Origin of the sequence: Vibrio sp. 10N.261.51.A4 (genome assembly GCF_041471945.1) — a bacterium.
Classification (GTDB): domain Bacteria; phylum Pseudomonadota; class Gammaproteobacteria; order Enterobacterales; family Vibrionaceae; genus Vibrio; species Vibrio crassostreae_C.
Window position 1 is genome coordinate 1 of record NZ_JBFRPJ010000041.1, and the last position, 13,231, is coordinate 13,231.

The 13,231-nt window shown below is 43.9% G+C and carries 14 protein-coding genes, 1 pseudogene and 1 riboswitch; of the genes and pseudogenes, 6 read left to right on the forward strand and 9 right to left on the reverse strand.

Annotation, left to right across the window (positions count from 1 at the left end):
• Positions 1-77: 77 nt before the first annotated feature.
• Positions 78-718, reverse strand: a pseudogene (locus AB4384_RS10010) (NAD(P)-dependent oxidoreductase).
• A gap of 154 nt (positions 719-872) precedes the next feature.
• On the opposite strand from AB4384_RS10010, the gene AB4384_RS10015 reads away from it, so the two are divergent.
• A complete protein-coding gene (locus AB4384_RS10015; RefSeq protein ID WP_372129409.1) occupies positions 873-1,793 on the forward strand; it encodes a LysR substrate-binding domain-containing protein in 921 nt (306 codons plus the stop codon).
• A gap of 106 nt (positions 1,794-1,899) precedes the next feature.
• On the opposite strand, the gene AB4384_RS10020 is transcribed toward AB4384_RS10015, so the two are convergent.
• Together AB4384_RS10020 and ribB are read right to left on the reverse strand one after the other, a co-directional pair.
• Complete coding sequence (locus AB4384_RS10020; protein WP_017061692.1) at positions 1,900-2,748, reverse strand: hypothetical protein; 849 nt, start codon at positions 2,746-2,748, stop codon at positions 1,900-1,902.
• Between the two features lie 338 nt (positions 2,749-3,086).
• On the reverse strand, positions 3,087-3,743 hold the full coding sequence (gene ribB, locus AB4384_RS10025) for a 3,4-dihydroxy-2-butanone-4-phosphate synthase (RefSeq protein ID WP_136981188.1): 657 nt from the start codon (positions 3,741-3,743) through the stop codon (positions 3,087-3,089).
• A gap of 188 nt (positions 3,744-3,931) precedes the next feature.
• A riboswitch (FMN riboswitch) is annotated at positions 3,932-4,082 on the reverse strand.
• Between the two features lie 386 nt (positions 4,083-4,468).
• On the opposite strand from ribB, the gene AB4384_RS10030 reads away from it, so the two are divergent.
• Positions 4,469-5,215, forward strand: coding sequence for a phosphatase PAP2 family protein (locus tag AB4384_RS10030; RefSeq protein ID WP_372129411.1), 747 nt, complete (start codon positions 4,469-4,471; stop codon positions 5,213-5,215).
• 53 nt (positions 5,216-5,268) lie between these two features.
• Here the strand turns inward: AB4384_RS10030 and AB4384_RS10035 are convergent, their stop codons facing one another.
• From AB4384_RS10035 to AB4384_RS10045, 3 genes are all read right to left on the reverse strand, one after another.
• On the reverse strand, positions 5,269-5,631 hold the full coding sequence (locus AB4384_RS10035; protein ID WP_017061695.1) for an MmcQ/YjbR family DNA-binding protein: 363 nt from the start codon (positions 5,629-5,631) through the stop codon (positions 5,269-5,271).
• Positions 5,632-5,709: 78 nt separating this feature from the next.
• Complete coding sequence (locus tag AB4384_RS10040) at positions 5,710-6,435, reverse strand: sulfite exporter TauE/SafE family protein (RefSeq protein WP_372129412.1); 726 nt, start codon at positions 6,433-6,435, stop codon at positions 5,710-5,712.
• 221 nt (positions 6,436-6,656) lie between these two features.
• Positions 6,657-7,868 carry an MFS transporter gene (locus tag AB4384_RS10045; protein ID WP_017061697.1) on the reverse strand — a complete coding sequence of 404 codons (1,212 nt, stop codon included), beginning with the start codon at positions 7,866-7,868 and terminating at the stop codon, positions 6,657-6,659.
• A 29-nt stretch (positions 7,869-7,897) separates the two neighbouring features.
• Between AB4384_RS10045 and AB4384_RS10050 the strand changes: the two genes are divergently transcribed.
• The gene (locus tag AB4384_RS10050; protein ID WP_017061698.1) at positions 7,898-8,047 is read left to right on the forward strand and encodes a hypothetical protein; all 150 of its coding nucleotides are present in this window, start codon (positions 7,898-7,900) and stop codon (positions 8,045-8,047) included.
• A 460-nt stretch (positions 8,048-8,507) separates the two neighbouring features.
• Positions 8,508-9,122 (forward strand): YitT family protein, encoded by a 615-nt coding sequence (locus AB4384_RS10055; RefSeq protein ID WP_017065874.1) that lies wholly within the window; start codon positions 8,508-8,510, stop codon positions 9,120-9,122.
• A gap of 120 nt (positions 9,123-9,242) precedes the next feature.
• On the opposite strand, the gene sigZ is transcribed toward AB4384_RS10055, so the two are convergent.
• Together sigZ and AB4384_RS10065 are read right to left on the reverse strand one after the other, a co-directional pair.
• Entirely contained in the window at positions 9,243-9,827 is a 585-nt protein-coding gene (sigZ, locus tag AB4384_RS10060) for an RNA polymerase sigma factor SigZ (protein WP_372129413.1), read from the reverse strand.
• Positions 9,811-10,107, reverse strand: a complete 297-nt coding sequence (locus AB4384_RS10065; protein ID WP_004733042.1) for a helix-turn-helix transcriptional regulator — start codon at positions 10,105-10,107, stop codon at positions 9,811-9,813. Before AB4384_RS10065 ends, sigZ begins: the two co-directional genes overlap by 17 nt.
• 233 nt (positions 10,108-10,340) lie before the next feature.
• On the opposite strand from AB4384_RS10065, the gene AB4384_RS10070 reads away from it, so the two are divergent.
• A complete protein-coding gene (locus tag AB4384_RS10070; RefSeq protein ID WP_372129415.1) occupies positions 10,341-11,441 on the forward strand; it encodes a permease in 1,101 nt (366 codons plus the stop codon).
• A 100-nt stretch (positions 11,442-11,541) separates the two neighbouring features.
• On the opposite strand, the gene trmY is transcribed toward AB4384_RS10070, so the two are convergent.
• A complete protein-coding gene (gene trmY / locus AB4384_RS10075; RefSeq protein ID WP_102393465.1) occupies positions 11,542-12,141 on the reverse strand; it encodes a tRNA (pseudouridine(54)-N(1))-methyltransferase TrmY in 600 nt (199 codons plus the stop codon).
• Between the two features lie 255 nt (positions 12,142-12,396).
• Here trmY and AB4384_RS10080 point away from each other — a divergent pair, with 255 nt between their 5' ends.
• A complete protein-coding gene (locus AB4384_RS10080) occupies positions 12,397-12,921 on the forward strand; it encodes a DUF3087 family protein (protein ID WP_048611591.1) in 525 nt (174 codons plus the stop codon).
• Positions 12,922-13,231: the final 310 nt, after the last annotated feature.

Genomic DNA, 13,231 nt, shown 5'->3' on the forward strand with positions numbered 1-13,231 from the left:
CTTTACGGGGTCACTTCAAAGTCAGCGGCTTTCTGCTTTCTAGTGCCTATTGAGCTTACCTAATACACATTTGAGCATTAGTAAGCAACACCAATACGTTGGCGCGGGAACTTGCCAGCTTCGAGTTCATCAATCATCGCAATAGCGTAATCGCTGACTGAAATTTTGCTGTTACCATCTTCGTCGGTGAGCAGTTGATCGCCACCAGTGCGGTAGGTCGATAGTTTCTCGCCCGGGAATATTTCTGCGGCAGGGCTAACGAATGTCCAGTTAACTTCGCTATTAGATTGCTTGAACACTTCAAGAGCTTCGCCCTGTGCTAGCGCTTCGTTTTTGTAACCCGCAGGGAAGTCAGGAACAGTCACTAGCGGTACGTTTGGCGCTACTTCTAATGAGCCAGCTCCGCCAACCCAAAGTAGGCGATCGATACCGATGCTCGGTAATGTTGCCAGCAATTTAGTCGCTGTGTTTTTTACGATGTCGTGATTACCCAGAGCACGTCCGCCAATCGAAGTAATGACTGCATCAACGCCGGATAGTGCGTTTGCTAGACTTGCGGCTTCATCTTGTAAATCAAATGAACGAACTTCAATGCCTTTGGTTTCCACGCGGCTTGCATCTCTTACAACAGCAACGACCTCGTGACCACGAGATTGTGAGCTTCTTGAGCGATGTGACTACCAATCCAACCTGATGCGCCTAATACTGCAATTTTCATAATGTCTCTCCAATTATCTAATTTATTGAGTCTGTTTCTCGACAGCCATTGCAGTCTAATAGCTCACTAGGTTGTGATAAATATCGCAAAATGATGTAGATTGTATCTATATAGTTATCTAATAGGCTTGGTTCAGTGGATAAGGAAAAGTGTGATGGATAGATTGACGGCGATGCGTAGCTTTGTTGAAGTCGCAAATTGTGCCAGCTTCACTCAAGCTGCTGAGCACTTGGACATGAGTCGGTTGCAGGTTTCGCGTCATGTTCAAGAGATAGAAGGGTGGTTAAAGCAGAGGCTATTACATAGGACGACTCGAAAGGTTAGCCTGACGACGGCAGGAGAAATCGCCTTACAGCGCTGCGAGAAAATACTCCATGAAACGGCGGAGTTAGAAGTGACCGCGCTTAATCAAACCGATGCTCTTTCCGGAACTATTCGCATAGCTGCTCCGATTGGTTTGACTCAGCACATGTTGTTGGATGTGGTTGAACAGTTCACAGAGCTTCATCCCAATATCACGGTAGAACTTTTTGCTTCTGACCGTTTTGCTCAGCTGGTGGATGACAGAATCGATATTGCGCTGCGTTATACCGATCAACCTGATGATAGTTTGATTGCACGAAAGCTAATGGTTATTGATTCAGTGGTGTGTGCCTCGCAAGCCTACTTAGACAAACATGGTGAACCTGAAACGGTCGAGGCGCTTCGACAACACAATTGTTTTCGTCACTTGAATGTTTCTAAGTGGGATTTTGTTAAGGACAATCAACACTATTCAGTTGAGGTGTCTGGCACTATCAAGGCTAATGATGTTGGAGTGCTAACTCGCGCCGCACAGCACGGGAAAGGGGTAGTTCGTTTACCTTGTGACTTAGCCAACCCACTGATTGCGAATGGCAAATTGATACGAATATTGGATGAGTTTGTTTCGCCAAGCAGCGTGCTTTGGGCGGTGTATCTGTCTCGCAGCTATCAGCTTCCGGTTGTTCGTCAGTTTATTGATTTTGCGGCACAAGCTTGGGCTAGCGATATCAGGTCTGATGATGTTAGAAACTTCATAGGCAATGATACATAGCGACAAAAATTAAAAGCCCATAAATACAAAAATCCGATATCAATGGTGATATCGGATTTGAACTCAATAATTCAGAGTTCCAGCACGCTCTCCTCTCACGAAGTCTTTACATGTAATGGTGTACGGATAATCGGGTATTTATCACCTTTTCGTTGATGTCTGGTAAAGGCTGATACAAGCTTCTCGTAATGTCGGATAATACTTGGTCGTAAACTTGCGACACGACGCTAGAGATATCACTGGTTAATTCGTACATGCTATCTGCCGGTTGGGTCGCTTCGTTACTTGATGCGATCTCTGAGAGTGCATGCATCGCTCGCGTACAAACCGGTGACCCACTACTAAGAGGGCAGATAATCGATAATTGGTTAAGTTTGCGGTGTGTTTGAGATGCGTAGAATTTGAATCTCGCGTACTCCTCAGGCTTCTCCATATCAGGTATGCACATGCGTAACTTGGTCAGGATCTCCATGCAGTCTAAGATCTGTTGCCAATTCATGTGATACTCACGGCTCATGTCTTCTCGCTCAGACTGAATAAGCCAGATGATCATCACTTCATCCATTAAGAACATGCTGTGACGTATCGTTTTGCCATGAATCGATTGGTTACGCACCAAGCTACGGTTTTGCCAGTCGCTGTGCATGGCGATGAGCTTGAGGTGATAGATGCGATACATAGGGCGGCTATCAAACGACACATGGGACTGAAGCAGTTCAGATACTTCAAGTATGTTGTCGTAAATCTCGTTCACTTTGCGAATCGAGTCGCTAGACAACTTATAAGCTAGAGCATAGTGCGTTGCCGCGCGATGTTTGCGTGATAACAACAATAATTCTCTAAGCAGAACTAAGGTTTCAAACCTGTGTGATAGCGCTGTTTGTCTCTTCCTTGAGAAATGAAACAGGGCCGCAAGTACTAATAGGGATAAACCCACTGAAATAACTACAAACATATTCAACTCCTAATATTTGTATACCTACTTAGTGGTAGTGCAGACACCGTGCCAAAATAAATAAGTGTTATATTTCAGTTGCTTATGATTTTCCTGTAATTATGGATGATCAATGATGGTGCATGACTTCACCATTCTAGTGAATGTTTCTCATATTTTGCAGGATTTTTTGAGAGGTTAGTCGTGGGCGATGAGATGGAACTTAGATTTCAGTGTAGGAAATGAAGAAGGCCTCACCCTTTATATACTTTTAACTAGAAAAAGCAGTAAGAGTGAGACCTTTCAATGTTCATTTCTGAGTTTCGTTAGCTTAAGAGCTAAGCGTTTAGCACTAAACGTTACGCAAGCTTAAGGTCGAACTCAGTGCGGTACATCACCATATCTTCAATGGTCAGTACTGGCATGTTGTGTAGTTTACCGAAAGCAACGATCTCTGGCGCTTTTGCCATTGTGCCGTCTGGGTTGGTTACTTCACATAGTACGCCAGCCGATTGAAGACCAGCCATTTGCATAAGATCCACAGTACCTTCTGTGTGACCACGGCGAGCAAGTACGCCACCTTTACGCGCGCGTAACGGGAATACGTGGCCAGGGCGAGCTAGATCTGAAGGCTTAGCCGTTGGGTTTGCCGCTGTTTTGATCGTTGTTACACGGTCAGCAGCAGAAACACCGGTCGTTACACCTACTTTCGCTTCGATAGTTACTGTAAACGCAGTTTGGTTTGCGCTGTTGTTATCAACAACCATAGGCGGAAGTTCAAGTTGGTTTGCTTGTTCGTCAGTTAGACACAAGCACACGATGCCGCTGCATTCACGGATCATTAACGCCATTTGAGCATTGGTTAGGTGTTCTACTGAGTAGATGATGTCGCCTTCGTTCTCACGATCTTCATCGTCAAGTAGAAGTACGCCACGACCTTCGCGTAGAGCTTGCAGTGCATTTTCAACGCGAGTGATTGGTTCGCCAAATTCGGCAAGTAGTGAAGACTGATTCATGGTTAAACTCCTAAAATATCACCAGAATCAGGGCTGTATGAGGGATCTCAACCGAGCACAACAAAGCCTACTCATTACAAGTCAACTTTAGCTCATTATGGTTTTATCCAAAACGAAATGCACCCGCCTAAGTTGGAGGTACGAACCCAACTCACGCGGGTACGCCTTTCCAACTTAAACGAGTGTGTTTTCATTCTCTCTCATCCGGACTATAACCGTCGGCTCTGGCATCTCACCAGATCTGCTGACCTCGACGAATCGAGCGCTCGCGGGCTTATCTTTAGATTTTGCTAAGGACATACCGCCGGTGGGGAATTTCGCCCCGCCCTGAGAATAAAAATTAATAATCTGTTTTGCTTTTGAAAGCAGACCAGATGGTAATCCTTTCAATAGTGGATTTAAAGGACTGACAGCAAAGTTTTTAAGATTCTGGCCTTATAATCCGGTAAGTGTTCACTTTATCAGCAGAACGCGTCCGGTAGTCTATTAATGGGATGATGCCTTTGTCTCGTCTGGTTTCAGTGGTTTTTGCTATCTCTATGAACATAAATGGATGTTGAACATTATTGGTGCTGGCGTGGCTGTTCACCGAATCAATACTCAAGAGGTCCATTAATCGAATATTGTTACACCATGACGGCTGAATGACCGTTTTGACATAAAATTGATATTGACGATGCTAAGCTGCGATAGCATCCGACCACTTTATCTAAAAGATCTTAGCCATGACTTCTCTGTTCTCTAACAAATCCAAAGGCTTATTACTGCTCGTTCTAAGTTTGTATTCCCTCATACCCTTTTTGATCTTTGGATCTGACTTCGACCTTGGAAGTGCTGTTTTGCCTTTCTATGGCGCCTTCATAACGTTTGTGACTTACTCTGCGGGCAATCAAGGGTTCTTGGTAACACTAGCGATTTTGTCTTTAGTATTGTTCACGATGAAGTTTTCCAAAGCGAAGTTAGTCAGTCTTTGTCTGCAGCTCGGCTTGTTGTTGGTGCTTAGCTTTGCAGCGAAAACCTTCTTAAAGCATTCCACTGAGAGCCCTCGTCCTTATTCTGAGTATTTGGTGACGCAGGAAGTGGTTGATATGCCGGAAGTGTTTTACGAATTACCATTGGTTGAAAAGAATGCTGCGATTGAGTCTGTAGAAGATAAGGTGAGCGAGTGGCGAACGCGTCACTGGTTGGGTGAAACTGACTACTCTTTCCCATCTGGACATATGATTTTCGTCGGTGTGTGTTTGGCGTTCTTTGGTGGTCTTCTCCTAGAGGCGAAACGCTTTTATCTAGTCGGCGGTTTACTGGTTTGGGCTGGTGGTGTCGCCTATAGCCGTGTTTGGCTTGGCATGCATCGACCAGAAGACTTAGCCGGATCTATTGCCTTTGCGGGTTTGATCTATTTATTGGTGCCGCTTATCTCAGAGCAAAAAATAGAACGCTATTTACCTGCATTTTTGAAACAGACTTCTTAGGGATCCGTCCTCACTGCAAAAGAAGGGCTCAGATTAGCAGTACGTAATAAACGCTACTGATTGAGCCCTAGCTCTGCTTGCTTCTTTTTGGTTAGACCTAAGGACACAATTCGGTGTGACTCAATGAGATAGTATCTCAGCTCCTCATCCCTTTGTGGCGTGCTTTCAAACAGCTGAATCCATTTCATACCGCGTGAAGCAAAGTAGGGTGCGGGTTTATAGCCCGGCTCTTCTTTGAGAAAGTCGAAATTCTGATCGGACGCCTTGAAGATAAACGCAGGCTCATCTTTCGGTCCCCAACCACCAATCGCAAACACCTTGCCACCCACTTTCCAAACGTGCGAGTTATTCCACTGCATCACATAACTGGTTGCAGGCAGTGACTCGCAGAATGCGTTGAATTCGTCGTAAGTCATAGAGCGTCCTTTTATCTACTGGGTGTTTGTGTTGGTTTTCTAAGATGTCTTTCTTCTTCTTGTCTTTATCGCCAATAACTAGCCAGCTAAACCCTGCCAGATTGCCGTAAAGCCACTGAGAGAACATAGCAGTAATGAACCAATGCGTATCTTCTCTTTAGGGATGCTTTGTGTCGTCATTAACGCCACTTTGTAACCCAACCAAGCAGCAGGCAGCAAAGGTATAGTGATGATCAAGTGGTGTAGCGTGAAGAAGCCAATTGGGATCTGTACAACCAACGAAATGATCGAGCTAAACACGAAAAACGCAGAAAGGTTACCACGAAGCTGATTGGCATCTTGGTGTTGGAGTAGCAGTGCCATCGGTGGACCACCAATACCAGAACTGGTGCCAAAGAACCCAGAGAAGAACCCCGCAATACCCATCTTAGTTGGGGTTGGTTCGAGTCTAAAGGGCAGTAGGCTAACAATCACGGCAAATACTACCAATAAGCCCAACCATAGTGATAACACGCTCGTTGAAACCATCACCAACAAAGCACCACCTGCCAGTGACCCAGGAATACGGCCCAGCAATGCGATTTTTAATCCGCCAATAGAGATATTTGCTCTATGTTTAAAAGCGTTGAATAACGAGATAAACAGACCGATCAAACAGATAGGCGCAGGCACATAATCTGGAGAGACCAAAAACAGCAGTGGGGCTGCAACAATGGCCAAACCAAAGCCGATTGCGGTTTGCACAAACGAGCCGACAAAAATGAGTGTCATTGCGATAAGGACAGTCTGATCCATGTATTCCATAAGCCTGCGGATTAGTTTTAAAGGAGCGGGTGGATACTATAAATGAAAACTAAAATAATAGTCTTATTATTCAGTGAGCTTTATGCCAGTTTCGCTAGTTATAATTTCTACTATAACGACCAACAAAAAAGCGAGTGAGTATCTCAGGATGCTTCCTTTCAATACTCACTCGCTTTATTGGAACGACTTGTTTACGCTAGTGGGGGAGTCAGCATAAAACGTTAAGCCATTGCCAATTTCAGTCGCTCAATGGGCTTGTCATTGATTGGTAAATGGATAAGTGCTGCTGCAAATGCCAGCACCACCGTTGACCACCAGATTGGCTCGTAAGAACCGTAGTAATCGTAAATACGACCACCCACCCAAGCGCCTAAGAAGCTACCCACTTGGTGAGTAAAGAATACCAAGCCGTACAACGTTGATAGGTAACGGGCACCGAAGATCTGACGAACTAAGCCAGACGTTAGCGGAACTGTACCCAACCAACAGAATCCAATGGCCGCACCGAAGATAGCCGCGGTTGATTCAGTCACAGGCAGAGTCACAAACGCACCGATAACCACAGTACGCACTAAGTACAGTGCAGACATAACGTGGCGTTTGCTGAACTTGTCGCCCATTACACCCCAGAAGTAAGACCCAAAGATGTTGAAGATGCCAACGTAAGCCAGTGCCATCGCAGCGCTGCTCGCGGGTAGGTCTTTATCTGCTAAATAGCTCGGTAAGTGCGTTGCGATAAACATTACGTGGAAACCGCACACGAAGAAGCCCGCGTGAATCAACCAGTAACCTTTGTGAGCAAACGCTTCAGACAACGCTTCTTTGAGTGTTTGGTTCTCTTCAGCTTGCGCTTGTTTGTTTGAGGCTGCTTTAGGCGCTCGCATGAACAGCGCAAAAGAGATCATCAAACAACACAGTACGCCAAACACTTGCATCGCACTCTGCCAGTCAAATTCATTCAGCATGTATTGTGCGCCCGGAATTACCGCGAACATACCAAATGAACCTGCAGCCGTGGTTAAGCCAAACGCCTTAGCCGCGTGCTCTGCTGGTACAACTTTCGCTACTGCGCCAAGCACGATCACGTAACTTGTCGCACTCAAGCCAAGACCAACCAGTGCGCCTAACGAAACGTAAAGCATGCTCGATTCGGTAGAAATTGAGGTAAGAAGTAAACCCAAACCGTAAGCACATGCGCCAGCAATAATGATGCGTCTTGCTCCCCATTTGTCAGCGGCCATACCAACAAAAGGTTGGAACACACCGAACAATAAGTTTTGTAGAGCAATAGAGAAGCTGAAAAACTCTCGACCCGTGCCGAAATGCTCTGAAATTGGCATCATGAAAATGCCGAATGATTGTCTGATCCCTAGACTGATAATAAGTGTGCCTATCCCTAGCCATACCAGTAAAGGAAAACGGAAAATGCTCATTCTAATACTCTTAAATTAATGGTGGTGATGTGAGTGGTCTTGCGCTGACATGTGTTGGTCAGTCATCTCATGGTGATGTTCGTGCCCAGAATGATCATGCCCTGACTGCTGGTGGCAACCACTGCTTACGGCATGCTGAGCCAAGAGATCAATCAATGGCTGACTGTGATGCACAATAACCAAACTAATGACGAGGAATAACGTCATTCTGGCAAGTTGGGCAAAAAGAGATTGTGAAAACATACGGTGTTGACATGCGCTCAATGTTGTAAGAAGTCGCGCATCATAGTGATGAGTCGGGTATGTATCAAATGACCATTTGTGATGTAGTCTATGCGTTTTATGCATAGATTGTCGCTTGATTGGAATTGGTATAAAACGCGCTCAATAAATAAGAAAACTTGAAGCTCGTTAGTTAATAGAAACAAGTATCTAATTAAGAATGAAAGTCTAAATTAAGGCTTATAACTAGCTGTTTAATTTAAAGTTTCACAAAGATGTAAAAACTAATATACAAACTAATCACTAAGCAACATTGCTCGTTCACTCGACTTATCTGTCAAACATCGTAAATTTGGGCATAAATCGTTTCAAGACTACTGAAACGCGATGTTAAAAGATTCAGGGAGAGTCATTCACATGGATAAAGATCATAATCTTCGCGAAAACTTACTGGCACTGATCTTAGGTAGCGCATTGGTTTCACTCGGCGTTATCTTTTTCAACCAAGTCGGTTTGCTCACCGGGGGCACGGCTGGTCTAGCGATCTTCATTACCAAAGTAACAGATTTGAGCTTTGGCCAAGTATTCTTCGCACTTAACTTACCTTTCTATATTTTGTCGGTTGCTCGTATGGGCTGGCGCTTCACAATCAATACGTTTATCGCGGTTTCGATTGTTTCGTTCGCCGTGGATCACTTGTATCACGTGATTCAAATTGCCGAAATTCATGCATTGTATGCAGCTTTACTTGGTGGTGGCTTGATTGGTACCGGCATGCTGGTGATTTTCCGTCACAAGATGAGCTTAGGTGGCTTCAACATTCTGGCGTTGTTCTTACAAGAACGTTTTGGAATTCGAGCAGGTAAGGTTCAGATGGCATTAGACTGCACGATTGTTGTGCTTTCTCTGTTCATTGTTGATGTGTCATTGGTTCTTCTGTCTGTGCTTGGTGCGATAGTCACCAACTTGATTCTAGCAATGAATCATAAACCGGGGCGCTATCAACCTGTGGTAAAAGCGGAAGCAGCATAGTTCGGTTCGCTCAAGCTCTAGATTTGCTTAAGTAAAGAGTGATTTGCAGATTATGAAAACAACAAAGCCAGCATTAATTGCTGGCTTTGTTCTATTGAAATAACGGATTCGATGTAACGATTAACACTTGCCGCAGCTGGCGTTCGGCTTAAGCTCGCAATCAATCACATTGCCTTGTTGATCAAGGGACAAGTTACAACACTCTTCAAACAGGTTCTTAAGATCAGCACGGCTTTTTTGCACGCGGGATTTAACCGTTGAATAGCTGACGTTCTGCGCTTCTGCGATCTCTTTTTGGCTTTGGCCTTTGATGTCGACCGCAAGCAGTAGCGATGAACTTTGTTCTGGCAATGCCTGAATAAAAGGTACAATACACAATGAAAGTTTCTGCTTAAATTCAGAGTCGTGGTCTAAATCGGTAAACCACAGATCTTCAGCATCAATTTGGCTATCACGTTGTTGGCGTGCATGCTTACGGTAGAAGTCGATAATGGTGTTGTTGGCTAACTGGAACAGCCAAGCCTTAACACTGCTAGCATCTTGTACCTTATCTAAGTTCTGATAGGTCTTAATCAAGGTATCTTGGAGCAAGTCGTCTACATCCGCAGAGTTGTTGACCTTTGAATGCAGGAATGACTTTAATGCTTGCTGATACTCGGCCCAGACTTGTTCGAGCTTCAAAGGTGCATTAGTTGCACTGTTCATTTACGCAACATTCGTCTTGTAAGAAATCAATCACACCTTCTAGGCACTCATACTCCGCCACGCAGAATAGAGTTCTTCCTTCTCGTCTTTGGCTGATTAGGCCCGCAGACGCCAAGCTTGATATGTGGTGAGACAAGGTAGAACCGGGAATGCCTAGCTCTTCTTGTAGGCCGCCAACTGCAATGCCTTGGTAGCCAGCTTTAACGACACTCTTATAAATGGTTAGGCGAATAGGGTGCCCCAACTCTTTAAGTGCTTTCGCAACGACTTCTAAGTTCATATTAACTCCTCAAGATTTAATTTCGATGTTAGTCGAAATGTATGTCGAATTCAAATTTAAAAACGGTGTCTATGTAAGTTATTGAAAAACTGTGTTTTCGAAAATAATTTCGATTTTTATCGAAATAATGCTTGTTCTGGAGCTGTTTATTTCTATAATTCGAGAATATTCGAAATTAAGGATTGGTTACTTTTCTCATAGAGCCCGACCTTCAATCCAGTTTGGAGTTAATTATGAGCAATGAAATGTTAACAATGCTGAAAGACGCACTTGATATGTTCGCTTTCTTAGCAGTAGAGCTAATTATCTTTTTCTTAGCGATCAGCTACATTGTTGGGATTCTTCAAGAGTTCCTTACACCAGAAAAGATTCAATCTATCCTGAGCTCACGTAATGGTAAGGGTTATGTAGTAGCAGCACTACTGGGTGCAATTACACCTTTCTGTTCATGTTCGACCATTCCTTTCTTAAAAGGATTGCTGCGTGCAAGAGCGGGTTTCGGTCCAATGATGGTGTTCCTATTTGGTAGCCCACTATTGAACCCAGTGATCATTGGTTTGTTTGTGTTTACCTTCGGTTGGCAAGTTGCTGTGTTCTACTTCCTTGTAGCAATGACGGTGTCTGTAGTGGCTGGTTACGCACTTGAGAAGCTTGGCTTTGAGCGTTACGTAAAACCTGAAGCGTATGAATCAACAGGTTCAGCTTCAAGCTGTGGCACTAGCTGTGGTGACTCTGCTCCTAAGAAAGCAGCACCGGTTAAAGCAGAATCTTCATGTGGTACAAGTGCATGTGGCGAACCTGCACCCGTAATGGCGAAAGAGACATCTTGCTGCGATTCTAAAAAAGAAGAGCCACAAGTAACGGTTTCATGCTGTTCAGCGGATGGAAGCGCAACAGCTGAAATCGTAGAGAAGAAAGAACCTAGTCGTTGGATGAGAATTTGGTTCTCAACTTGGAAAGACTTCAAACAAGTTTTCCCTTACCTAATGATGGGTATCGCGATTGGTTCATTCATCTACGGCTTCATTCCTACAGACCTAATTGCACAGTACGCTGGTGAAGGTATGTGGTATGCGATTCCAGTAGCTGCCGTGATTGGTATTCCACTGTACATTCGTGCTGAAGCGGTAATCCCATTAAGTGCAGCTCTAGTACAGAAAGGTATGGCGTTGGGTTCAGTAATGGCATTGATCATTGGTAGTGCAGGTGCAAGTTTGACGGAAGTTATCCTGCTTAAATCAATCTTCAAGAACCAAATGATTGCAGCATTCCTATTCGTTATCCTAAGCATGGCGATGGGTGCAGGCTTCCTATACAGCTTCATCTTTGGTTAATCAGGCTTGATTATGAGATAACACCCTCGATACCAAGAGATAGATAATAAAAGAGCTCACTTAGTTGAGCTCTTTTTTGTTTAGCTTATCAGTCCGGGGGCTAGAAACCGCGAATATCCAGCTCATTATTGATCAATACAACGCACTGAGAAGCAAACAGCATGTTCGGGCCTAAGCTGATTTTTTCTGTCCCTAAGCGCTTTAAGCTGTTGTAGCTTTTCTTCGGCATAGGGATGTGATCAGTAAGAAGGAAACATGGGTTTTCAGCAATCTCTGCATCACGGATAAAGTCACCTTTCTTATCCATCATGTATAGCTGGTGGTCTTCAGCCAGTTCTTTAACTAGCTTTTCAAAACTCATAGTACGAACAGTGATACCCGATTCAACCTGACGCGTCTGTTCTTTTGTCATACCTTGAGAAGCGTCAACCGCTCTTACTACCGCAGACAACAATGCTGACTCATGGAAGCCACCAATATTGGTGATCTCGTTTGAATCGAATGTAATCGTACGTGAAAAGTCTTTAGTACTTTCTAATACAAGGTGCACGGTGACATTCTCACGGTGAGATTGAGCAACGAAGATCGTGTTCATAAGAGTATGAGCCAGAATCTCAGTATGAGCATCTTGCCCAACACCTTCTAAGATAAGTTTGCTCTCTGTAGGGGCTGCGCGAGCGCGTAATACAAATGAACGCATGGAATGTACCTTGTCAGTATGTGATAAAGCGAAACGGACTTTATCAACATGAATTGATGAATAACCAAAATTGTGGCGGTATGTAACTCTTTTCTATTAATGAAGTCAAATGGAGTTGCACTTAGCACCAACCCGCGAACTTTGAGTATTAAATAGAGAGTGACCACATTACAAGACGGTAAGGGTTGAAGCGACCCAATGTTTACATAGATAGTATGCGCAAATTATTAGGTGGCTTGCAGAAGGAAGTAGTCGATGAAGTTACAGAAGATTAATAAAGAAGAATATAGAAAGAAGATGAACCTGTTGCTGGTGTCATTAGTTGGGTCACTTGCATTGTTTGCTATTGTATTCGGCACCATTCTGATCGAATTGTTTGGCTCGGCGACTTCAATTACTGGTGAATCGACAGGGAACTTTCATTTGAACGTACTTGGGGTGATTTTATCTGTCGCTTTGAATGCGTTTATCGCAAGCCGAGTGAAAGGGCATGAGTATTTTAAAGAAGCGCTTTATGTTTGGAACCTGAAACAAATCCACAATCAAATCTATCGTAAGCTCAAGCGTATTCAGCCAAAAGCGGAACAAGGCGACCGAGATGCACTGACAATCCTTTACTTCTATTACACTACGCAAAAACAGGTATACGACCTAGACAACAATACTTTGACGATCAAAACGGTTCAGCAGTCGCTAGATAACATCGTAGAACTGAGTGATAAATGGAGTATTGAACTAGATATAGAGGCATTTTCGAAAGATCTAGTCGCGAAATTTTAAGTGATATGCCTGTAACTGTATGAGCTTTGACCTGTGAAAGAAGCTTTTGACGTAAAAATAGACACTTAAGCAACTTTTTTGAATTTTTATCAAAAAAGGGGTTGCCATGTTTTCGATGATCTCTATAATGCCGCCTCACTGACACGGCAGACGCCACAAGGCTTCAGCGGTAATCAGTAAGACGGAAAGTTCGAAACAAATTAATTTTAAAAAGTGTTTGACACTTAAGATTAAATCGCTAGAATTCACGTCCGCTTTCAAGGGTTTCTATGTAAAAAGAAAGTTTTGATAAGCAAAGCTCTTTAACAAT